A 22,014-nucleotide genomic window follows, 5' to 3' on the forward strand; every position below is an offset into this window, starting at 1 on the left:
CGGGCGGGCCCTTCTCCCGGGGTGACGCCGGCGGCCCGGCGGCCCGGCGGCCCCCGCGCCCGCGCCCTGCGGGCGAACCCCGCGCCCTGCGGGCGAACCCCGCGCCGGACGGCGCATTCGCGCCGATGGGGCGTCAGCAGGTGTGCACACCGTCGCCACACGCCCGTCACATCGCCCACGTACCGCAGGGCCGGCCTGACGCACCGTCGCCGCTTGCTCACACTGTGGTGACGCATCGTCGGATGCCTACGGCATCGCTACGCGGACGCGCGGTACAGGCGGTGCGTGAGAGGATCAACGTCCGTACACTGGCGTCCGTTTGACGTAGGGCATTCAGGGAGTCGAAAGCGCTTGCACACGAGGAGAGCCGTGGCTCCGGACGCCTTGCATCGTCGCCGTCCACCGCTTGGCCCCTGGTCAGGGACGACCGGAAGCTCAGCCCCAACCCTCTAGGATCCTCACTAGTGAGCTCGATATCCGTAGCCGCCGTACTACTCGGCGTCGCGACTGCCGTCATGGTCGTCGTCGCGCTGGTGCTCGCACGCTCGCGCCGCAGGCAGGCGCGCAGAGCGCAGGAACTGGCCTCGTCCGCCCAGGCCGCCGACGCCAGGACGCTGGCCGCGGAGGCCAGCAGCCGCACGGCGGAGGCCCGCCTCAAGGCAGCGGAGACCCGTGAGCGCGAGTTCCGCGAAGAACTCGACCACCTGGTCTCACGCAGGCTCCCCGCCCTCGCCCTCCACCTCATCAGCTCGCACCACCCCGTCCCCGGGCCGCTGCACGAGGGCGGGCAGCGGGCGGGAGGCGGATCGGAACCCGGCGAGAGCGCCGACGTGTTCGCGCCCGTGCTGGAGAGCTTCTCCACCACGTCGCTCAAAGAGCGCCGCCGTATCGACGCCGCCGCCCGCGCGGCCCTGCGCGGCGCGTGCCAGGACATGCAGGCGCTCTCGTACCGCCTTCAGACGGAGATCGACGCCCTCCAGCACGAGTTCAGCGCACCACGCAGCCTGACGAAGCGCCTGCTCGCGGCCGACCACCTCAACGAGCAGAACCTCCGCCTGATCCAGAAGGCGGCCATCGTCTGTGGCGCCTGGCCCGGGCACGTCCGCAAGGACACCTACGTGGCCGAGATCGTCACGGGCGCCTCCTCGCGCCTGCGCGGCTTCGACCGCATCAAGATCAGCTCGCGGCTGCACGCCGCGGGCACCGGCATCGTGGGCCGGGCCGCCGAGCCCGTCGCCGTCGCCGTCGCGGAGCTGATGGCCAACGCGCTGGAGCACTCCCGTGACGACCTCGTCGTCGACGTCAGCCTGATCGAGACCGAGAACGGCAGCGTCTGCGTCACCGTGGACGACGCGGGCAAGGGCATGACCGCAGAAGCGGTCGCCCGCGGCACCAAGCTGGTGTCCGGCGCGGAGCAGCAGAACATCATGCTCACCGAGCTCGGCGACCCGCCGTCGCAGGGCTTCGCCGCCATCGGCAGGCTCGTCGCCGACTATGGCTTCCACGTCTCGATCGCCAACCCCTCGCCGTACGGCGGGGTGCGCGCGGTGCTCTCCATACCCCCGAACCTGCTGACGACGATCGACGAGGAGGCTGAACCCCTCTCGGCCATGGCACCCCTGCCCGCAGTACCGCCCCAGGTCCCCAAGCGCCCCGAAGCCCCCGAGCCCGAGCTCCCGGCGGCCCCCGCCCCCGTGCCGACGGCCGCGGCCGCCGCCCCCGAGCTGCCGCAGCGCCGCCGCCGCGAGCCCGCCCGTGCCGTGCAGGCCGACGTCGCGCCCCCCGCCGCCCGCGACCTGGACCCCGAGCGCGTCCGTGACACCTGGAGCCAGTTCGAGGAAGGGCTCGCCAGCGGCCGCGCCCACAACGACCCGGAGGAGACTCTGTGAGCACCCCCCACCAGCAAATAGGGCAGTCTGCCTGGTACCTCAACCCGATCTCCGAGATCAAGGGCGTACGGCACGCGCTGATCATGACCCTGGACGGCATGGTCGTCGCGCGGTCGTCGGAGCTTCCGGTGGACGAGGCGGACGGCATCGCCGCCATGACCTCCGCGCTGCACGCGGCCTCCCGCTCGGCCGCGAACACGGCGCTCGGCGCGCCGGAGCAGACGCCGGTGGAGACCGTCACCGTGCAGAACGCGTACGGCACGTACATGGTGATGCCCGCCGGAATCAGGACGAACACACTGATCGCGGTGTCCGGGGACGCCGAGATGCCGATGGGTGTCGTCGCGCACACCATGGCGCGCCAGGCGAAGAAGCTGGGCGAGCAGCTCATGTCCGTTCCCCTGCGTACCGATGACAGTGCGTCATGAGCCGCGGCCAGGAACGGCGAAGGCTGCTGCCCGCTTATCTGGCGACCGGTACCGGCGGCGCCACCGCCGGCAGCACCATTGACACGCTGACCGCCCTGCGCGCCACCGGGCTGCCTCTCGCGCCCTACCACACGGCGGTCCACCAGCGCGTGGTCGAGCTGCTCGACGGCGGCTCCCTGACCGTCATGGAGATCGCCGGATACCTCGGCCTCCCGGTCAGCGTCGGCATCGTCGTCGCGGAACAACTCGTCTCCGACGGTCAGCTCAAGGGCAGTGTCCCGGTGTCGGACGCAGCCACCGTCGCCGCGCAAGCGGACCGCCCGTCCAAGGAAGTCATGGAAGAGGTTTTGAGTGGACTCCGAGCACTCCTGGTCTAGCGCCCAGGCCGCACCGGCGGGGCAGACCGCCGCGGCGGGACAGCAGGTCGCGGTGGACCCGGCCGCGTGGGCGGGGGCGGCCGCTCCCGCGGGGCGGCGCCCCGTCTACCTGCCCGAGGGCGCCCACCGCCGGGTGAAGATCCTGGTCGCCGGCCACCTCGGGGTCGGCAAGACCACCGCCATCAGGACCCTGTCGGAGATTCCGACGCTGCACACCGAGGAGGTCATGACGGACGCCGCGGCCGACACGGACGACCTCAGCCTCGTCGGCCTGCGGAACAAGACGACGACGACCGTCGCCATCGACTTCGGCAGGCTCACCCTGCCCGGCGACAAGATCGTGCTGTACCTGTACGGCACCCCGGGCCAGCGGCGCTTCCTGCCGCTGTGGAAGGGCATCGCGCTCGGTGCGCTCGGCGCGCTCGTGCTCGTCGACACCCGCCGCCTCGACGCCTCCTTCGAAGTGATGGATCTCATCGAGGAGCGCGGTTTGCCGTACGCCGTCGCGGTGAATGTCTTCCCCGACTCGCCCGATTACAGTCTGGAGATCCTCAGGTCAAAGCTCGACCTCGCCCCGGACACCCCGCTCGTCATCTGCGACGCCCGGCAGACGAACAGCAGCCTCAACGCCCTCATCGAACTCACCGCCCACTCCATATCGCGTGCCGGAAACGAGACGTCGTGACGACCACCACACCTGACATGGCACCCGTGCGCCTGTACGGGGCCGAACACGCGGCGGACCCCGAGCGCAGCTACGAACTGCTGCGTGCCCAGGGCCCCGTGGCACTCGCCGAGGCGGCCCCCGGCTTCGTCGTCCACCTCGTCACGGACTACCGCGCGGCGCTCGACCTGCTGCACGACACGGAGACGTGGTCGAAGGACACCAGGCCCTGGCAGTCGAGGGTGCCGGAGTCCAGCTCCATCAGCCAGCCGACGCAGTGGCGGCCCAACGTCATCTTCGCCGACGGGGAGAACCACGCCCACCTGCGCAGGGTGATCACCGACTGCTTCGGCCTGCTCGACCCGCACGAGGTGCGCACGCTGACGTTCCGTCACGCGGACACGCTGCTCAGCGCCTTCGCCGACGCGGGCACCGTCGACCTGGTCGCCCAGTACGCCACCCAGCTGCCGCTCATGGTGTTCAACAGCCTGTTCGGCATGCCGGACGAGTACGGCCCCCGGCTCGTCGAGATGCTCGCCGCGATGGTCGGCTCCGACCCGGCGAGGGCGGGCGAGGGCGCCCAGGCCTTCGGCGCCTACCTGGCCGGGCTCTACGAGACCAAGGCGGCGCAGCGCGGTGACGACCTGACGTCCTGGTTCATCGACCACCCCAACGGCCTCGACAGGGAGGAGGCGACCCAGCAGATCCTGCTCACGCTCGGCGCAGGCAACGAGCCGACGGCCAACCTCATCGCCAACACGTGCGTGCGCATGCTCAGCGACGACCGCTACTTCGGCACACTCACCACCGGATCCCTGCCCGTGCAGCACGCCATCGACGACGCGCTGTGGAACGACTCGCCGGTGGCCAACTACAGCTTCCACACGGCACGCAGGGACGTCACGTTCCACGGCACCCGCATCCCCGCGGGCGCGCCGGTCATGATCTCCTACGCCGCCGCCAACACCTGCCCCCACCAGGGCGTGCCGGCGGACGGCTTCCGGTCGGGCAACAAGGCCCACCTGGCCTTCGCCGCGGGACCGCACGCCTGCCCGGCGCGCGACCTCGCCCTGCTGATCGCCACCGCCGCGATCGAGCGCCTGGCGACCTACCTCCCCGACATCACACTCGCGGTGCCGGTGGAGGAGCTGACGTACAAGGAGGGGACGATCCACCGGACCCTCACCGCCCTCCCGGCGCGCTTCACACCGCTCGCCCCCGACGCGGACGGCGCCACGCCCTGGAGCCGCAGCTCCGCGGACCGGGGGAGCGCCGGCTCACCGCGGACAGCACCGCAGACAGGCGCCATGGCCTCAGCGCCCTGACCCGCACACGCTCGTCGCGATGACACGGTGCCGGCCGCACAGGGTGCGCACGGCCGGCACCACGACGGCCTGCACCAGGGATCGCCCGTGATCCCTGGCCTGTCCTCTGCACGAGTGGAACCGCCGCACGGTTCTTGACTGAAAGGGGATCGATCCGTTGACGACCAAAACCCTGCCTGGCTCACGCCTGCCGGAAAACGCCTCGCTCAGACGCATGGTGGACGAGGCGCTCACCGGCTTCCTCGACGCGAAGGACCGCGGAGCCCCGGGTGGCGAACTGCCCTACCTCACCACGACCCTGCGCCACATGCTCACCGGCGGCAAACGCCTGAGATCACTGCTGTGCGTCTACGGGTGGCACGCCGTGGACACACCACCAGGTCCCGACTCGACGGTGATACACGCCGCCGCGAGCCTCGAACTCTTCCAGGTCTTCGCCCTCGTGCACGACGACGTGATGGATGACAGCGACACACGCCGCGGCCAACCGTCCGCACACCGCGCTTTGGCGGCAGCCTACACCGCCGGGGGCGGGCCCGGTGCCAGGGCCGAGGCACACGGCATGGGTGCCGCCGTGCTCCTCGGAGACCTGGCGCTCGTCTGGTCCGATGAACTCTTGCACACCGCAGGCCTGGATGCCGGGCGACTCGCCGAAGTCCTGCCACTTGTCAGCGAGATGCGCAGCGAAGTCATGTACGGGCAACTGCTAGACCTGCGGGCGACGGGGCGCGCGCTGTCCGGTGACATCGACTCCGCGCTGCACGTCATCCGCTACAAGACGGCCAAGTACACGATGGAGCGGCCGTTGCAGATCGGCGCCGCGCTGGCCGGTGCCTCGGCCCAAGTGCTCGACGCTTGCTCGGCGTTCGGGATACCGCTGGGCGAGGCGTTCCAGTTGCGTGACGACCTGCTCGGTGTGTTCGGCGACCCGGTGCGCACGGGGAAGTCCACACTCGACGACCTGCGCGAGGGCAAGGCCACGGTGCTGATGGCGCACGCGGTGCGTGCGGCCTCGGCGGGACAGTCGGCGACGTTGCGCGAGCTGGTCGGCCGGCCCGACCTCACCGAGGAACAGGCCGCGGAGGTACGGGAGATCCTCGTGTCGACCGGGGCGCGCCAGGCGGTCGAGGAGATGATCGCCCAGCGCCACGACGCCGCCCTCGCGGCGCTGGACCGGGCGCCGTTCACGCCGCAGGCGGTCGAGGGCCTGCGCGGCCTCGCGCGCGCGGCGACGAGGCGGCAGGTGTGAGCGCGGGAAGTGTGAGCCGGGGTAACTGGAAGTGCGCCGCGGGCGCCGAATGGGAGGGGCAGCAGTCATGACCACCGTACGGACGACAACGGTGTCAACGTCAACGGTAGTACACCCCGCCGACCGCTTGGTTGCCTCAGTCGACGAGGACGGCTGGGGTGCGGTCCGCCCCTCGCTCTACGAGACGGCCCGCGTCGTGTCGTACGCCCCCTGGCTGACCGGCGACGAACGGCGCATCGCCTACCTGCTCGACGAGCAGGCGGCGGACGGAAGCTGGGGTGAGGGCCCGGTGCGCTACCGGCTCGTCCCCACGCTGAGCGCGGTGGAGGCGCTGCTGGCCGTGGCGCGGCGCGGCACGGCGTCCGGTGTGCTGACCGCCCGTGTGTCCGCCGCCGCGGGACGCGGACTCGGCGCCCTGCGCGCGCTGCCCGAGGGCGGCCCCTGGCCCGACACGGCGGCGGCGGAGATCCTCGTGCCCGCTCTCGTCGCCGCGATCAACCACCACCTCGCGGACGGGGACTTCGCCGCTTCCGAGACGCTCGGCCCCTGGCACCGGGGCCCCGGCATCCCGGTCCCGGGCGGCTACCACGCCGCCGCGCCCGAGTACGTGGCGAAGAAGTACGCGGCGGCGGGCACGCTGCCGGTCAAGTTCCACCACACCTTCGAGGGCATCGCGGGCTGCCTGCCGGACGCGCTGATACCCGCGTCCGGCACCGGGCAAGGCCTGCTGGGCAGCTCGCCCGCGGCGACCGTGGCATGGGCGGCGCGCGGCGTGCCGGCGGGCACCGGGGCGGCTGAGGGGCCAGGTCCCTACCTGCCGCCGGGCGCGGCGGACGAGCTGCGGGACGTGGGACGCAGATACGGCCACCTCTTCCCCGAGGCCGCGCCCATCCTCGTCTTCGAACGCCTCTGGGTGGCAACCGCGTTGGCGTCCGCCGGGCTGCTCACACCCGAGAGCGCGGGCACCGCGCGCGGCTGGGTGGACCGCATCTACGACACCGCAGGCGTGCGGGGCGCGCCCGGCCTGATGACGGACGCCGACGACACCGCGATGGCCGTGCTCGTGGCGGCCCTCGTGGACCGGCCGCGCAGCCCCGAACCGCTCGCGCGGTTCCACAACGGGACCCACTACGACTGCTACGTAGGCGAGGACACCGGCTCCGTCACCGCCAACGCCCACGCCCTGCGCGCCCTGGGCGCCTACGCACACCACCACCCCGAGGCCAGGGTCACCCTCGCGGCCGAGACGGCGGGCCAGGTCGAGTGGCTCGTCGGGGCACAGACGCCGGACGGCGACTGGCCTGACAAGTGGCACGCCTCGCCCTACTACGCGACGGAACGATCCGTGGCCGCACTCGCCCTGCACGGCGGCGAACGCGCCGCCGACGCCCTCGCCCGGGCCGGGCGGTGGGCCGCCGGCAACCAACTGGCCGACGGCTCCTGGGGGGTGTGGGGCGGCACCGCAGAGGAGACCGCCTACGCGGTGCGCATCCTGCTGCACGCGGGAGAGCCGCAGAACACCGAAGCCCTCGACCGGGCGGAGGCCTACCTCGACGCGGTGTACGCACCGGAGCGCGGCGCCCACCGCCACCCGGCCCTGTGGCACGACAAGACCCTGTACGCGCCGGAAGCCATGATCGAGGCCGAAGTCCTCGCCGCGCGGGCCCTGCTGGCGGCCCGGCACGCGTGAGCGCACTGCCAGAGCAAGCGTGTGACACGAGAGGGAGAGAACACGACATGACGGAGCGAACCCAGCACCCCACAGGCGGGGCCGCCCCCGGTGCGCCCACCGCACGAAGCGTCCGCGCCGGCGCATCGGGTACCCGTGCCGCCGCGCCGGGCGGTGGCACCGGCACACTGGGTGCCGGCGCCGCCGCACCCGGTGGCACGAGTTTCCCGCCGCTGGCCCCCGGCAGGCTGCCGCTCGTCGGCCACGTCGTCCCGCTGCTGCGCGACCGGCTCGCGTTCATCCGCAAGCTGCGCGAGGGCGGCCCCGCCGTGCGTGTCACGTTCGGCCCCAAGAAGATGCTCGTGGTCAACTCCCCCGAGATGATCCACGAGATGCTCACCGTGAAGTCGGGCCAGTTCAGCAAGGGCCTGCTGTTCGAGAAGCTGAAGCTGTTCGGGAAGGACGCGCTGCCCGTCGCCGAGGGCAGGCCGCACCTCGTCAGGCGCCGCCTGATGCAGCCGAAGTTCCACCGCGAGAAGATCGGCGGCTACGTCACCGCGATGCGCGACACCGTCGAACCGTCCATCGCCGCCTGGCGCGACGGCGGCACACTCGACCTCAAGACGGAGATGCAGCTCATGACGCAGGGCGTCGTCATGTCCGTGCTCTTCTCGTCCAACCCGCCGCGCGACCCCGCGCTGACCATCCTGCACAGCGTCGACTCCGTCTTCATGGCCGCCATCAGGCGCGCCCTGCTGCCGGTGGCCCTGCTGGAGCGGCTGCCCACCCGCCGCAACCGGATGGTCAGGGACTCGAGCGGCGTGATGCGGGGCGCCGTCGCGGAGATCATCGAGGAGCACCGGGCCAGGCCCGAAGCCTACGACGACGTCGTGTCGCTGCTCCTTGCCGCCCGGGACGAGGAGGGGCAGCCGCTGGCGGAGGACGACATCCTCTCCGAGGTCACGGGCATTCTCGCGGCCGGTTCCGAGACCACGGCGGTGGTGATGGCGTGGCTCTTCCACGAGCTGGGCCGCAACCCGGCTCTCGAGCGGCGGCTGCACCAGGAGATCGACACCGTTCTCGGCGGCGACCGCATCACACTGGACCACATCGGCCGTCTCCCGTTCACCCGTATGTGCGTGCACGAGACCCTGCGCATGTACAGCCCCGGCTGGCTCGTCACCCGGCAGGCCACGGCGGACGTGCGCCTCGGCGACGTGGAGCTCGCGGCGGGCACGGACGTCATCTGGAGCCCGTACGCCCTGCACCGCGACCCGGCGATCTACCCCGACCCCGACCGGTTCGACCCGGACCGCTGGTCGCCCGAGCGGCCCCAGCCGCCCAAGGAGGCGTTCATCCCGTTCGGTTCGGGCAAACGGATGTGCATGGGCGACGCGTTCGCGCTGACGGAGGCGACGATCATCGCGGCGCTGATCGCGCAGCGCTGGCGGCTGCGGCCGCGCGAGGGCGAGGACGTCCGCCCGGTGGGCGAGATCACCGTGCACCCGTCGTCGCTGCACATGGTGGCCGAGGCCCGGTGGCCCGCGGTGGCGGGGAGGGCGGCGTGAGGCGCCTGCCCGACCTGACGGACTCGTTCCCCGGCCCGTTCCCCGTGAGCCCGCACGCGCCGCACGTACAGGCTCAGTTGGAGGAGTGGCTGACCCGCTACCCGCTGATCGGGTCGGAGCGCGCGCGGCACGCGCTGTGCGACATCACGGCACACGGCATCGCCCGCACGTTCCCCACCGCCGACGCGGCGGGCCTGGAGATCGCCGCGGACCTGCTGCTGTGGCTGACGGCCTTCGACGACGCGCACGCCGAGCAGGAGGGCGCACGCGACCCGGCGGCCCTGGTGCGCAGGATCGCCGCCTTCCTGCGTCCAGGGGCAGACGGCGAACTGCCGGGCGGCACCGATCCGTTCGGCGCCGCGCTCGCCGACGTCCTGGCGCGCGCACGCCGGCGCGCGGCGCCCGAACAGTATGTGCGCCTGACCAGCGCCCTGCGGGACAGCCTCTACGGCCTGGTGTGGGAGGCACACGAACTGGCGGGCGGCGGACGCGTCGAGGTGGCCGACTACCGGGCGATGCGCCCGCACACCGTCTTCGTGCGGACGGTGGTGGCGACGGCGGAGCCGGTGCTCGGCTACACGCTGACCCCCGACGAGCGCGACGCGCGGCCGGTGCGCGAACTGGAGTCGGCGGTGGGCGATCTGGCGGGCTGGATCAACGACCTCGCGTCGTACGAGAGGGAACGCAAGCGCTCCGGCGGCCGCGACCCGTTCAGCCTGCCGGCACTGCTTGCGGCGGAACACGGCTGCGACGTGGACAAGGCCTTCGAGATGATCGCCGCCATGTGCGAGGAGGAGGCGCGACGGGCGAGGGCCCGCATCACGGAACTCACCGCGCCCGACTCCGCGTCGAGCACGGCCACCGCGACGCACGCGCGGGCGCTGGAGTCCATCGCGGCCTCGTACGTCTGGCACATCGGCCACGGGAGGTATGGCGGGTAGCCGTGGGGCCGGCCGTACGGGCGGCGGCCCGGCGCGAGCCGCTACCCGGCGATCCACCCGCGGATCTCGTCGGCCGCCTCCCGCACGCCGAGCGCCTCCCGCTCGATGCGGGCGGCCAGGCACACCGCCTCCTTCGGCGTGACGGAGACGATCGCGCCGCTGACCGTCAGGTACGAGGCGGCCACCACCGCCGCGAACAGCTGGTTGGCGAATTCGAGGGCCGGCACGCGGATGAGCTGGTGCATGAGCGCGGCGGCCCGGTGGTGCGGCTCGGTGTAGACGGGGGTGCCCATCACCTTGTCGGCGTGGCGCGCGACGGCGGCAGCGAGCGTCCCGAAGTCGGTGACGCTCGGGTCGCGCGGAAGGTGCTTGTGGGCGAGGTCGAGCAGCCAGGCGCGATCGATGTGCACGATCACGCGGCGGCCGCCCCCTCGCCGCGTTCGTGGCGCGGGCTGCCGAACTCGTCGGCGAAGGCGTCGGCCCAAGCGTCCGAGAAGTGCGCCCCGGCGGCCAGGAAGCGGTGCCGCAGGTCGTTGCCCTCGTCCGCGACGATCTGGCGGGCGTAGTCGCTCACGGACATGCCCACGGTCTGCGCACGGGACTCGATCGCCGCGTACGCCTCCTCGTCGACCCTCACGTTGATCTGCTTCATAGCCCCACTGTAGCGCGCCGTAGCGGCTGCTATACCCCCGCGTCCATCCGGGCCATGCAGGCCTGGTCGACGAGGGGATCGACTGGTACGACGCCACTGCGGCCGGGCTCGAACGCACGGCGCTGCCGACCGACGGCGACGCGTTCGCGCTCGGCGCGCGGGTGTACTACGGCGTCGGTTTCCGCGAGCTTCCACGCGACGCGCCGCTGATCAGCGCGGCGGCTGTTAGGTGAGGACGGCACCGGCCGGGGGCCGGTCCCGCCCTCCCGAACGTCTGGCGCCCGCCTACGCGGGGATCGGCTTCAGCATGGCGAACGGGGCGCCCTGCGGGTCGGCGACCACCGCCATCCGCCCCGCGACCATGTCGAACGGCGGCGCGAGGACCGTGCCGTCCCGCCTGACCAGGGCGTCCACGGTGGAGTCGACGTCGTCGACCGCGAAGTAGGTCAGCCAGTGCGGCGGCGTTCCCTGCGGGTCGTTGGAGACCAGCGTGGCCCCGCCGACGCCCCGGCCGCCCACACGCAGCTCCCAGTACGCGTCCGCGCCCTCCATCGGCACGATGTCCATGCCGAACACCTCCCCGTAGAAGGCGGTGGCGCCGGGCAGGTCGCTGGTGTGCAGCTCGCTCCAGATCACCGCGCCCGCCTCGTTGACCACACCGGCGCCGGGGAACGAGCCGGACTGCCAGACGCCGAACACCGAGCCCTGCGGGTCGGCGGCGATCAGCATGCGGCCGATGTCGGCGACGTCCATCGCCGGGACGAGCACGGTGCCACCGGCAGCGCTGACCGCGCGCTGGGTGGCCTCTGCGTCGTCGCTCGCCAGGTAGGTCGTCCAGACCGTCGGCGGCTCCGGCATCCCCTCAGGGGCCGACGCCCGGCCGATGCCGGCCACTGCCTTGCCACGCAGCTCGCACACCGCGTACCCGCCGTGCTCGTCCGAACCCGGCTGTCCCTGCCAGCCCAGCAGGTCGCGGTAGAAGTCCAGCGAGGCCTGCTGTTCCTTCGACATCAGATCGACCCAGCACGGCGTACCTGCCGTGTACGGGATGGTGGCGTCAGGCATCGTTTTGCCCCTTCTTGGGAGTTTTGCTGGATACCCTGCGTCACGGACCGGCCTCCGGCCGCCCGACACGCCGCCCAGGTCGTGCCCGCGCCCCCTGCGGTGGGCGTGTTGCCGTCACCCGTGTCCATCTGTGTTCACCCGGGTGCGCACTCCGCCCACACCGTCTTCCCCGGCCCGCAGCGCTCGCGCACGCCCCACCGGTCGGCGACCGCGTCGACGAGTACGAGGCCGCGCCCGCCGTCGGCTTCCGCGTCGGCGGCGGGCGGCAGGCACACCGGGAGCGTGGGGTGCGTGTCGGTCACCTCGACCCGTACGGTCCGCCGCGCGGTGTCGCACACGAGCAGCAGGGCGAAGTCCCGCCCGGGGACCCGCCCGTGCAGGGCGGCGTTGGCGGCGAGCTCCGCGACGACGAGTGTCACGCGGTCGTGGAGCCGCGTGCCACGGGCGACGCCCCAGTCCGCGAGCTGCTGCGCGGCGAGCAACCGCGCGAGCCGGGCGCCGCGCCGGGTCGACGAGAAGCGCTGCCCGAACGTCCGTACGAGCGAAGCCTCTTGAGGGTGGTGGAGTGCTGGCATGGGCCCCAGCGTGGTGGGGCGACGGGAGTCGGTGACAGGTACGCCGCCGATACAGAATGTGCTGTACCAGCTGACCCTGTGGACCGGGTGGGTCACTATCCGTGAGCATGGCCTGATCGGCTCGGCGGCACGGAAGGCGGGTGGTGGGACATGGGGTTGGTCAACGACGACGGCCTGCCGGACGGAACGGCATCGGACAGTCTGCGGACGTTCGGCGCGGTGCTCAAGGCGTTAAGGGAACAAGCCCGCCTGACGCAGGAGCAGTTCGCGCCGAAGGTGGGCTACTCGGCGGCGTACATCGCGAAGATCGAGCAGGGCAAGCGGTTCCCGCCGAGGGACCTGGTGGAACGGACGGAGTCCGTGTTGGGTGAGGCCGCGTCGCGCGTCGTGGGAGCCGCAGCCCGGAGTCTGACGCGCAAGGTCGGACTCGCGTCCTGGTTCAGGCAATGGGCGGCGGTCGAAGAGGAGGCGCTGGCGTTGTACGCCTACGAGTGTGCTGTCGTTCCGGGCCTTTTGCAACCGGAGCTCTACATCCGCGAGGTCTGCGAACGTCACCTCCCGCCCCTCAGCGAAGAGCAGTTGGAGCGGCAGGTTGCGGCGCGGCTCTTGCGACAACAGCTCATTGGTGAGCGGCCTCACGTCATGTTCTGCTTCATCCTTGAAGAGGCGCTGCTGAGGCGTCACTTGGGAGGTGCCGCAGTGACGTCTGCCCTGCTCGATCGCCTGATCTACGTATCAGGACTTCGCAATGTCGAGCTCTTGATCATGCCATTGCGGCAGGAGTGCCACTCAGGCCACGAGGGTGCGATGTACCTGGCGGAGACTCCCGACCGCCGACTGATCGGCTATATCGAAGCTCATGACACCAGCCTTCTCGTGACTGACCGAGATGCTGCCAGTGCCATGCAGCACCGCTATGGCAGGATGCGTTCAGAGGCTCTGAGCCGTCAGGAGAGTCGGAGCCTGCTGGAGCAGATGCGAGGGGAACTATGAGCAGCACGAAACTGGCATGGTTCAAGAGCACTTACAGCGGTGGCGGTGGCGGCAATTGCGTCGAAGTCGCTGAGAGCCCGGCGGGGGTCCTGGTCCGTGACTCCAAGGACGTCGCTCGGCCCCACGTGAGGGTCTCGGACGGCGCCTGGGGTATCTTCGCGGCTTCGGTCGGCCGAGGAGACGTGTGAAAGCGCCCGCGCTGGCCTGGCACAAGAGCAGCCACAGCGGCGGCAGCGGCAACAACTGCGTCGAGGTCGCCGAGACCTCGGCCTGCGTCCTGGTCCGTGACTCCAAGGACGTCACCCGCCCGCACATGACGGTCCGCGCCGGCGCATGGCGCGCCTTCGCCGTCTCGGCGGGCCGAGGAGACATGTGACGCACGGTGCCCTGCACCACGTCGAGCTGTGGGTGCCCGACCTCACCCGCGCCGTCGACTCGTTCGGCTGGCTGCTGGAGGCGTTGGGGTACACGGTCCACCAGGACTGGAGCGGCGGCCGGAGCTGGCGGCTCGGGCCGACGTACCTGGTCGTCGAGCAGTCCCCGGCCCTCGCCGCCGACCGGCACGAGCGGTGCCGTCCGGGCCTGAACCACCTCGCCTTCCACGTCGAGGACGCGACCGCCGTCGACAAGCTGACCGCCGACGCCGCCCTCCACGGCTGGCAGCTGATGTTCCCCGAGCGCCACCCGTACGCCGGTGGCGAAGAGCACTACGCCGCCTACCTGGAGAACGACGACGGCTTCGAGGTCGAATTGGTCGCAGCCCAAACGCACGGAGGGGCCGGCTGAGGCGGCGAACCGCCTCACCCGGCCCCTCCCACGGGTGTGACGCTCAGTGGCCGGACGGGAAGCTCGCCGGCTTCGACGGGGTGTAGAGCCAGGTCTGGAAGAAGTCGTCCAGGTTCCGGTGGGAGATGCGCTCGGCCAGGTGCCGGAACTCGGTGATCGTGCCGTTGCCGTAGCGGTGCTGGGCCGGCCAGGCCTTCAGCAGTCGCAGGAACGCGTGGTCGCCGATCGTGTCGCGCAGGGCCTGGATGGCGACGGCGCCCCGGTCGTACACGGCGTCGTCGAACTGCTTCGACGGGCCCGGGTCACCGGGCTTGACCGTCCAGAACGGGTCGTCGGCCGGGTGGCTGTCGTACACCTTCCGTGCCGATTCCTGCGGAGTCGACTTGCCCACGTGTTCGGCCCACAGGTACTCGGCGTAGCCCGCGAAGCCCTCGTTGAGCCAGATGTCGGACCAGCGCTTGAGCGAGACGTCGTCGCCCCACCACTGGTGGGCCAGCTCGTGCGCGACGACCGACGTGTCCGGCGCGTCGTCGAAGAACTTGGGGCTGTAGAAGACGCGGGTCTGGGACTCCAGCGCGAAGCCGGACTTGACGTTCGGGACGTAGCCGCCCGCCGCGTCGAACGGGTACGGGCCGAAGTACCCGCTCAGGAAGTCGATGATCTCGCCCGTGCGCTCGACGCTTGCCTCGGCGTTCGCCTTGATCTTCGGGTCGAGCGCGGTGCTGTAGGCGTTGATGATGGGGACGCCGGTGCGGGTGCGGCTGTGCGTGATGTCGAAGTGGCCGATGGCGAGGGTGGCCAGGTAGGTGGCCTGCGGGCGGTCCTGGCGCCAGTGGTACGACGTCGTTCCGCCGTGAGAACGGGACGACAGCAACAGGCCGTTGCTGATGGCCTGTTCGCCCTTGGGCACGCGCACGGTGACGTCGTACGTCGCCTTGTCCAGCGGGTGGTCGTTGCTGGGGAACCACCACCACGCGGACTCGGGCTCGTTGGCCGCCACACCGCCGTCCGGGGTGCGCTGCCAGGAGGTGAAGCCGTACTTCTCCACCGTCGAGGGCACGCCGGAGTAGGTGACGGCGACCGTCATGCGCTGGCCGCGGTGCAGGGTGCGGGCCGGCGTGATGACGAGCTCCTGCTCTCCGCTGGTGGCGAACCGCGCAGGACGGCCGTTGACGCGCACGGAGCTGACGTCGAGCGCGAAGTCGAGGTCGAAGCGGGTCAGCCCCTGGGTCGCGCGCGCCGTGATGACGGCGGTGCCTGACAGCCGGTCGGTGGAGGGCTGGTAGTCGAGGCCCAGGTGGTAGTGGGAGACGTCGTAGCCGCCGTTGCCGTACGTCGGGTAGTACGGGTCCCCGATGCCCGGCGCCCCCGGCCCGGCGTGGGTGCCGGCGACGGTCGCGGAGGCGGTGGTGGCGGGGACGGCCAGGCAGAGGCCGAGGGCGAGTGAGGTGGAAGCGATGACTCTCTTGCGCACGGAAGGTTCCCTCCAGCGTGGTCTGGCACCCGTGGTGACAGGTGCACGCCGAGACCCTAACGCGGGCGTACCGCGCGTACCAGAAGGCACAGTGGGCGCGGGGGTACCGGCGAGGGCATCGTGTGTCAGTGGCGCGTGCCAGAATCGGCGGCCCCGAGGGCTTCCGCCGGGAAGTCGCCTCGACCCCGAGCCGATGGACAGAAGGTGACGTGAGTGAGCTACAAGCCCGGGACTCCGCCCCACCCGAGGCGCAAGCTGACGGAGCGGGATGTGGCCGGCGAGGAGCTGCCCGACTGGCGGATGCTGATCGACCGGCTGCACGCCACCTTTGACACCGGCGACTTCGTCGCCGCGGTCAGGCTTGTCGAGGCGATCGCGTCGGCCGCCGAGGAGATGGACCACCATCCCGACCTCGACGTGTCCTACGGGCGGCTCGACGTCCGGCTGATCAGTCACGACGTCGGCGGGGTGACCTCGCGCGACGTCGCGCTGGCACGGAAGATCAGCGAGCTGGCCCACGCCGCCGGGGCCACGTCGCGACCGGAGCGCACCAGCGTGCTCGAGCTCGGCCTCGATTCGGCCGACGCGGCGGAGATCAGGCCGTTCTGGGCGGCCCTGCTCGACTACGAGACGTTCGAGGCCTGGGGGGAGACCCAGATCCGCGACTCCACCGGTCGCCGGCCGACGATCTGGTTCCAGCCCACCGAGGCCCACGACGTTCCGCGGCAGCGCTGGCACCTCGACCTGCGCATCCCGCCCGAGGTGGTCGAGGGCCGCATCGCCGCCGCGATCGAGGCCGGCGGCGCGCTGGTTGACGACAGCTTCGCGCCGGCGTTCTGGGTCCTCGCCGACCCGCAGAGCAACCGCGCGTGCCTGACCACCTGGCAGGGCCGCGAGTCGCCAGGCGAGTAGGCGACCTCCAGGTAACGCACGAGGGGCGGGGAGCGGGCAGGCGGCCCGCTCCCCGCCCCTCGTCCTGGCTCAGCCGCGCGTGAAGCGCAGTGTGCGGAGTTCGAAGGGGCGCAGTGACAGCGTCACCGCGTCCCCCGTGCGGTCGGGGGCCGGTGCGTCTGCCAGCGGGCGCTCCAGCAGGTCCGTCGCGGTCGCGCCGTCCACCGGGAAGCCCGCCGTCAGGGTCGCCGTCGCCCGCCCGCCGCGCGCCTCGTGGAAGCGGACGACCACGTCGCCGCTGCCGTCGTCCGCGAGCTTGACCGCCGTGACGACCACCGCGTCGTTGTCCACGGCGAACAGCGGCGCGACGTCCTGGCCGCCCTCGACGCGTCGCTCGGGCAGGTTGACGCGGTAGCCCTCGCGCACCGCGTCGCCGACCGTGGCGCCCGGCACCAGCGCGTGGTGGAAGCGGTGCACGCCCTGGTCCGTCTCCGGGTCGGGGAAGCGCGGGGCGCGCAGCAGGGACGCGCGCACCGTCGTCGTCGTGCCGCCGTCGTCCTCGCGCACCGTGCGCGTCACGTCGTGCCCGTACGTCGAGTCGTTGACGAGCGCGACGCCCCAGCCCGGCTCCTCCAGGTGGACGAAGCGGTGGTTGCACGCCTCGAACTTCGCCCACTCCCAGCTGGTGTTGGTGTGCGTGGGCCGGTACACGTGCCCGAACTGCGTCTCGGACGCGTAGCGTTCGGCGTGCACGTCGAGCGGGAAGGCCAGCTTGAGGAACTTCTCCGTCTCGTGCCAGTCCACCTCCGTCCGGATGTCGAGCCGCCCGCTGCCCGCGGCGAGCGTGAGGGTCTGGGTGACCTTCGACGCGCCGAAGGAGCGCACGATCCGCACGCCCGAACCGTCCGGCAGCGCCGCGAGTTCGTCGACGTCCGTGAGGTCGGCGCCCGTGTTGCGGTAGAACGCGTCGACGTCCCACGCGTCCCACTGGTTCGGGAAGTCCGGGTGCAGCTGGAGCAGGTTGGCCGCGCGGCCGGGCGCCACCGCCTCGCGCCTCGACGCGATGTCGTACGCGGAGACCACGAGTCCGCGCCCGTCGATCTCCACCCGCAGCAGCCCGTTGTCGAGGACGAAGCCGCCCTCCGCCCTGCTGCCGACGCCCGCGCCGCCGTCCACGGCGGGGGACGAGGCCCCGCCCGCGGCCACGCCGTCGCGGGTGTGCGGGGCGCCGTTGAACACCAGCGCCCTGGTGCCCTCGCCCGCGAGCGCGCGCTGGGCGCCGTCGATGATCTCCGTCAGCTCCGCCGCGACGGCCGCGTACGTGGCGCGGGCCTCGCGGTGCACCCACGCGATGGACGAGCCCGGCAGGATGTCGTGGAACTGGTGCAGCAGCACCGTCTTCCAGATCCGGTCCAACTGCTCGTAGGGGTAGGGGTGTCCGGCGCGCACCGCCGCGGTGGCTGCCCACAGCTCGGCCTCGCGCAGCAGGTGCTCGCTGCGCCGGTTGCCCTGCTTGGTGCCCGCCTGGCTCGTCAGCGTGGCGCGGTGCAGCTCCAGGTAGAGCTCGCCCACCCACACCGGCGCGTCCGGGTACTCGGCCTCGGCCTTGGCGAAGAAGTCCGCCGGCTTCTCCCACGCCACCCGCGCGGAGCCGTTCAGGTCGCGCAGCCGCGCCGCCTTCGCGACCATCTCGCGCGTCGTGCCGCCGCCGCCGTCGCCCCAGCCGGTGGGCGCGAGCGAGTGCCGCGCGACGCCCTTGTCCTTGAAGTTCCGCTCGGCGTGGGCGATCTCGCTGCCCTTCATCGAGCAGTTGTAGGTGTCGACGGGCGGGAAGTGCGTGAAGATCCGCGTGCCGTCGATGCCCTCCCAACGGAAGGTGTGGTGCGGGAACTTGTTCGTGGTGGACCACGAGATCTTCTGTGTCAGCAGCCACTTGGAGCCGGCCGCCTTGATGATCTGCGGCAGGCCCGCCGCGAAGCCGAACGTGTCGGGCAGCCACGCCTCGTCGTTCTCGACGCCGAACTCGTCGAGGAAGAACCGCTTGCCGTGCACGAACTGCCGTGCCATCGCCTCGGAGCCCGGCATGTTGGTGTCGGACTCCACCCACATGCCGCCCGCCGGCACGAACCTGCCCTCCGCGACGGCCTCGACGACCTTCGCCCACACCTCGGGGCGGTGCTCCTTGACCCACGCCCACTGCTGCGCCTGCGACATGGTGAAGACGAAGTCCGGCTCGTCGGCCAGCAGCGCTGTCATGTTCGACGTCGTACGCGCTACCTTGCGCACCGTCTCGCGCAGCGGCCACAGCCACGCCGAGTCGATGTGCGCGTGGCCCACCGCGCTGATCCGGTGCGCGGCCGGGTGCGCGGGCTCGGCGAGCACGCCTTCCAGCTCGGCGCGGGCGGCCGCCGCCGTGCCGTTCACGTCCTGCAGGTCGACGGCGTCGAGCGCGCGGCCCACGGCGCGCAGCACCTCCCAGCGGCGGCTGCCCTCGACGGGCAGTTCGGCCATCAACTCGCCGAGCACCTCCAGGTCCATCACCAGCTGCCAGACGGTCTCGTCGAAGAGCGCCAGGTCCATGCGGGCGAGCCGGTACTGTGGCTCGTCGCCCGCCGTCTCCTTGTCGCCCAGCTGCGTCGGCAGGAACGGGTGGTAGTCGAGGACGACGGGGTTGGACGCGGCCTCCACGTGCAGCCGCACCTGCTCGCCGCCCTCGGCGCGGTCGGCGACGCGTACCCACTGGTTGCGCGGGTTGAGGCCCTTCACGGGCGTGCCGTCGGGCCGGTACACCAGGCCCTCGCACTGGAATCCTGGCATGTTCTCGTCGAAGCCGAGGTCGAGTACGGCCTCCACGGCCCGGCCCGCCCAGGCGGCCGGCACGCTGCCCGTCACCCGAAACCAGCTGGTGCCCCACGGGGCGCCCCACTTCTCGCCCACCGCGACGGGCGAGACCTCGGCGGCCAGGCCCTCGGCGACGGGGACCGGTTCGCCGGGCGCGGTCCACACGGCCACGTCCAGCGGCACGGCCTCGGGGTAGATGGCGGGCCTGATGCGCTCGTCGAGTACGCGCTTGAGGCGGGCCTCGACCAGAGAGCGGTCGTCATGCATGAGAGGTGGCTCCGTTGCTGCTGGTGTGGTCGTACAGGTGGTCGTGACGGTCGGGTCGTGACGGTTCAGCCTGTCACAGCCTCCGGCGTGACGACCTCGGTGATACCGCGTCCCGCCAGGTGCTGCTTGTCGTCGGCGTGACTCGCGAGCACCGTCGTGGGCCGCGCCCCGTCCTCGCTCAGCCGGGCGAACGCCTCGAAGACGCGGCCGCCCGGCGCGCAGACCGACCGGTGCGGCGCCGTGTCGTCGTCGCCGGCGTCCACGACCAGCGCGGTCGTGCGCGGCTTGGGGGCGGGCGGCGTGGCGCGCGCCTCGCGTGCGGCGCGTGCGACCGCCTCACCGGCGGGCTTGACCGCCCCGTCCGAGGTCAGCAGGCCGAGCCCGTACTCGAGCTCGGGGAAGTCGGCGAGCGAGCGCGACACGTCGTGCGAGCACCACCAGGTGACGCCCCACAGGTCAGTGCAGTCCAGCGCGCCCTCGATCGTCGCGGACGTGAAGCCGGCCGCGTGCTCCGGCGGGATCAGCGGCGCAGGCGCGCCGACCTCCTGGAGCCACACCGGCCGGTGCGGCTCGTCCGCCCACGCCTTGGACAGCTCGATCAGGTAGGCGGCGTGCCCGGTGGTCGCCGCGCCCGCGCGGCCGTGGCGCTGCGCCGTGCCGTTGAACACCCAGGAGTGGACGGCCGTCATGGCGCCGAGGCGCGCCGCGTGCGCCGGTGTGAACGGCTGGTCGTCCTGGTACCAGGAGGCGTCGTACTCGGCGTGCAGGTGCGTCGCGCCGGGCGCGCCCTGCGCGCAGGCCGCCAGCATCCGCTCCAGCCAGGCGCCTGCCTGCTCGGTGGTGATGCGGTCGGGGTCGGGGTGCGGGCCCGCGGCGAACTGCGCTACCTCGTTGCCGAGTGTCATGCCGATGAAGTTGGGCCGGTCGGCGAGCGCGGCGGCGAGCGTACGCAGGTAGGCGGCCTGGCCCTCGACGACGTCCTCGTCGGTGAAGAGGTTGCGGCGGTGCCAGGTCCGTGTCCAGGCGGGCAGGAAGTCGAAGCTGGACAGGTGGCCCTGGAGGCCGTCGACGTTGACGTCGAGCCCGCGCTCGGCCGCCGCGTCGGCGAGGCTGACGAGCTGCTCGACGGCGCGGGGCCTGATCAGCGTTCGGTTGGGCTGGAAGTACGGCCACACCGGGAAGACCCGGATGTGGTCGAGGCCGAGCGCGGCGATCGCGTCGAGGTCGGTGCGTACGGCGTCGAGGTCGAAGTCGAGCCAGTGGTGGAACCACCCCTGGCTCGGGGTGTAGTTGACGCCGAAGCGGACGGCAGGGGGCATGGACGGTCCTGGTTCTGTGGTGCGGCAGGAGTGGGGGAGAGCGGGCCGGAGGCGGGGAGGGGGGAAGCACGGGCCGGGGGTGGGGGAGTGCGGCGTACGCGGGCTGCGGGAGCGCCGGGCGGGGAGACCGGGGGCGCCGGGCCCGCGGGGGCGGGCCCGGCCCCGTCAGCCCTTGACCGCGCCTTCCCCGACGCCCCGGAAGAAGAACCGCTGGAGGCAGGCGAACAGCACGATCAGCGGCACGACGGCGATGATCGTGCCCGCGGCGACCAGGCGCTGGTCGTCGGCGAACGTGCCGTGCAGGTAGTTCAGGCCGATGGTGAGGGTGAACTTGGACGAGTCGCTGAGCACGATCAGCGGCCACAGGAAGTCGTCCCACGACCCCATGAACGCGAAGATCGCGACGACCGCGAGCGTGCCCTTGACCGAGGGCAGCGCGATGCGTGTGAACCGCTGCCAGGCGTTCGCGCCGTCGACGATGGCGGCCTCGTCCACCTCCTGCGGCAGGTGCAGGAACGCGTTGCGCATCAGCAGGATGTTCATCGCGCCGACGCACCCGGGCAGCACCACGCCGAGCAGCGTGTTGTTCAGGCCGAGCGAACGCATCGTCTGGAACTGGGCGATGACGATGCCCTCCACCGGCACGAGCATCGCCACGATGAACACCAGGGTGAGCAGCCTGCGCCCGCGGTAGCGCAGCCGGGCGATGGCGTACCCGGCGAGCGCCGCGCCGAGGCAGTTCGTCACGACGTTGGCGACGGCGACCTTCAGCGAGTTGAACGCGTAGTTCCACACCGGGATGGTGCCGGAGACGCGCGAGTAGTTGTGCAGGGTGGGGTGCGACGGCAGGAACTTCGGCGGCGTGCTGAAGATGTCCTCCGTCGGCCCCTTCAGGGATGTGGACAGCTGCCAGACGAACGGGCCCACGGTCAGGGCCAGTACGGCGACGAGCAGGAGGTAGCGCACGACCAGCTCCCACGGGGCGACCCTGCGCCCGTGCTCGTCGGTCAGGCGCGAGCGGCGTGCGCCGCGTGCCGGGCC

Annotated in this window: 22 protein-coding genes; 14 read left to right on the forward strand and 8 right to left on the reverse strand. The window is 71.9% G+C overall.

Annotation, left to right across the window (positions count from 1 at the left end):
- The first annotated feature begins 464 nt into the window (after positions 1–464).
- From JFN87_RS15180 to JFN87_RS15220, 9 genes are all read left to right on the forward strand, one after another.
- The gene (locus tag JFN87_RS15180; protein WP_209340578.1) at positions 465–1,889 is read left to right on the forward strand and encodes an ATP-binding protein; all 1,425 of its coding nucleotides are present in this window, start codon (positions 465–467) and stop codon (positions 1,887–1,889) included.
- Positions 1,886–2,317, forward strand: coding sequence for a roadblock/LC7 domain-containing protein (locus JFN87_RS15185; RefSeq protein ID WP_209340579.1), 432 nt, complete (start codon positions 1,886–1,888; stop codon positions 2,315–2,317). The genes JFN87_RS15180 and JFN87_RS15185 overlap by 4 nt, the downstream gene beginning before the upstream one ends.
- Complete coding sequence (locus tag JFN87_RS15190) at positions 2,314–2,694, forward strand: DUF742 domain-containing protein (RefSeq protein ID WP_209340580.1); 381 nt, start codon at positions 2,314–2,316, stop codon at positions 2,692–2,694. Before JFN87_RS15185 ends, JFN87_RS15190 begins: the two co-directional genes overlap by 4 nt.
- A 109-nt stretch (positions 2,695–2,803) precedes the next feature.
- On the forward strand, positions 2,804–3,379 hold the full coding sequence (locus JFN87_RS15195) for a GTP-binding protein (protein WP_245179805.1): 576 nt from the start codon (positions 2,804–2,806) through the stop codon (positions 3,377–3,379).
- Complete coding sequence (locus JFN87_RS15200; protein WP_209340581.1) at positions 3,376–4,683, forward strand: cytochrome P450 family protein; 1,308 nt, start codon at positions 3,376–3,378, stop codon at positions 4,681–4,683. Before JFN87_RS15195 ends, JFN87_RS15200 begins: the two co-directional genes overlap by 4 nt.
- A 157-nt stretch (positions 4,684–4,840) precedes the next feature.
- On the forward strand, positions 4,841–5,932 hold the full coding sequence (locus JFN87_RS15205; RefSeq protein ID WP_245179795.1) for a polyprenyl synthetase family protein: 1,092 nt from the start codon (positions 4,841–4,843) through the stop codon (positions 5,930–5,932).
- Between the two features lie 127 nt (positions 5,933–6,059).
- Positions 6,060–7,622, forward strand: coding sequence for a prenyltransferase/squalene oxidase repeat-containing protein (locus JFN87_RS15210; RefSeq protein ID WP_209340582.1), 1,563 nt, complete (start codon positions 6,060–6,062; stop codon positions 7,620–7,622).
- Between the two features lie 47 nt (positions 7,623–7,669).
- Entirely contained in the window at positions 7,670–9,169 is a 1,500-nt protein-coding gene (locus tag JFN87_RS15215; protein ID WP_209340583.1) for a cytochrome P450, read from the forward strand.
- A complete protein-coding gene (locus JFN87_RS15220; RefSeq protein ID WP_209340584.1) occupies positions 9,166–10,110 on the forward strand; it encodes a terpene synthase family protein in 945 nt (314 codons plus the stop codon). The genes JFN87_RS15215 and JFN87_RS15220 overlap by 4 nt, the downstream gene beginning before the upstream one ends.
- 41 nt (positions 10,111–10,151) lie before the next feature.
- Here JFN87_RS15220 and JFN87_RS15225 read toward each other — a convergent pair whose 3' ends face one another.
- The 4 genes from JFN87_RS15225 to JFN87_RS15240 form a co-directional block, all read right to left on the reverse strand.
- Complete coding sequence (locus JFN87_RS15225; RefSeq protein ID WP_209340585.1) at positions 10,152–10,526, reverse strand: fic family toxin-antitoxin system, toxin component; 375 nt, start codon at positions 10,524–10,526, stop codon at positions 10,152–10,154.
- A complete protein-coding gene (locus tag JFN87_RS15230) occupies positions 10,523–10,762 on the reverse strand; it encodes a plasmid mobilization protein (protein ID WP_209340586.1) in 240 nt (79 codons plus the stop codon). Before JFN87_RS15230 ends, JFN87_RS15225 begins: the two co-directional genes overlap by 4 nt.
- A gap of 285 nt (positions 10,763–11,047) precedes the next feature.
- Positions 11,048–11,827 carry a VOC family protein gene (locus tag JFN87_RS15235; RefSeq protein ID WP_209340587.1) on the reverse strand — a complete coding sequence of 260 codons (780 nt, stop codon included), beginning with the start codon at positions 11,825–11,827 and terminating at the stop codon, positions 11,048–11,050.
- Between the two features lie 134 nt (positions 11,828–11,961).
- Positions 11,962–12,402 (reverse strand): ATP-binding protein, encoded by a 441-nt coding sequence (locus tag JFN87_RS15240; protein ID WP_209340588.1) that lies wholly within the window; start codon positions 12,400–12,402, stop codon positions 11,962–11,964.
- Positions 12,403–12,552: 150 nt separating this feature from the next.
- On the opposite strand from JFN87_RS15240, the gene JFN87_RS15245 reads away from it, so the two are divergent.
- Genes JFN87_RS15245 through JFN87_RS15260 form a run of 4 tightly spaced genes read left to right on the forward strand, consistent with a single transcriptional unit; the run spans position 12,553 to position 14,181 of the window.
- Entirely contained in the window at positions 12,553–13,395 is an 843-nt protein-coding gene (locus JFN87_RS15245; RefSeq protein WP_209340589.1) for a helix-turn-helix domain-containing protein, read from the forward strand.
- Entirely contained in the window at positions 13,392–13,583 is a 192-nt protein-coding gene (locus tag JFN87_RS15250) for a DUF397 domain-containing protein (RefSeq protein ID WP_209340590.1), read from the forward strand. Before JFN87_RS15245 ends, JFN87_RS15250 begins: the two co-directional genes overlap by 4 nt.
- A complete protein-coding gene (locus JFN87_RS15255) occupies positions 13,580–13,771 on the forward strand; it encodes a DUF397 domain-containing protein (RefSeq protein WP_209340591.1) in 192 nt (63 codons plus the stop codon). The genes JFN87_RS15250 and JFN87_RS15255 overlap by 4 nt, the downstream gene beginning before the upstream one ends.
- Complete coding sequence (locus JFN87_RS15260) at positions 13,768–14,181, forward strand: VOC family protein (protein WP_307865461.1); 414 nt, start codon at positions 13,768–13,770, stop codon at positions 14,179–14,181. Before JFN87_RS15255 ends, JFN87_RS15260 begins: the two co-directional genes overlap by 4 nt.
- A gap of 43 nt (positions 14,182–14,224) precedes the next feature.
- On the opposite strand, the gene JFN87_RS15265 is transcribed toward JFN87_RS15260, so the two are convergent.
- Positions 14,225–15,655, reverse strand: coding sequence for a M1 family metallopeptidase (locus JFN87_RS15265; RefSeq protein WP_209340593.1), 1,431 nt, complete (start codon positions 15,653–15,655; stop codon positions 14,225–14,227).
- Positions 15,656–15,868: 213 nt separating this feature from the next.
- Here JFN87_RS15265 and JFN87_RS15270 point away from each other — a divergent pair, with 213 nt between their 5' ends.
- Positions 15,869–16,567, forward strand: a complete 699-nt coding sequence (locus JFN87_RS15270) for a 4a-hydroxytetrahydrobiopterin dehydratase (protein WP_209340594.1) — start codon at positions 15,869–15,871, stop codon at positions 16,565–16,567.
- Positions 16,568–16,636: 69 nt separating this feature from the next.
- On the opposite strand, the gene JFN87_RS15275 is transcribed toward JFN87_RS15270, so the two are convergent.
- The 3 genes from JFN87_RS15275 to JFN87_RS15285 form a co-directional block, all read right to left on the reverse strand.
- The gene (locus JFN87_RS15275) at positions 16,637–19,654 is read right to left on the reverse strand and encodes an alpha-mannosidase (RefSeq protein ID WP_209340595.1); all 3,018 of its coding nucleotides are present in this window, start codon (positions 19,652–19,654) and stop codon (positions 16,637–16,639) included.
- A 65-nt stretch (positions 19,655–19,719) separates the two neighbouring features.
- Entirely contained in the window at positions 19,720–20,973 is a 1,254-nt protein-coding gene (locus tag JFN87_RS15280; RefSeq protein ID WP_209340596.1) for a glycoside hydrolase 5 family protein, read from the reverse strand.
- A 165-nt stretch (positions 20,974–21,138) separates the two neighbouring features.
- The gene (locus JFN87_RS15285) at positions 21,139–21,984 is read right to left on the reverse strand and encodes a carbohydrate ABC transporter permease (protein WP_245179819.1); all 846 of its coding nucleotides are present in this window, start codon (positions 21,982–21,984) and stop codon (positions 21,139–21,141) included.
- Between the last annotated feature and the right edge of the window lie 30 nt (positions 21,985–22,014).

Origin of the sequence: Streptomyces montanisoli, from assembly GCF_017813245.1 — a bacterium.
GTDB lineage: Bacteria > Actinomycetota > Actinomycetes > Streptomycetales > Streptomycetaceae > Streptomyces > Streptomyces montanisoli.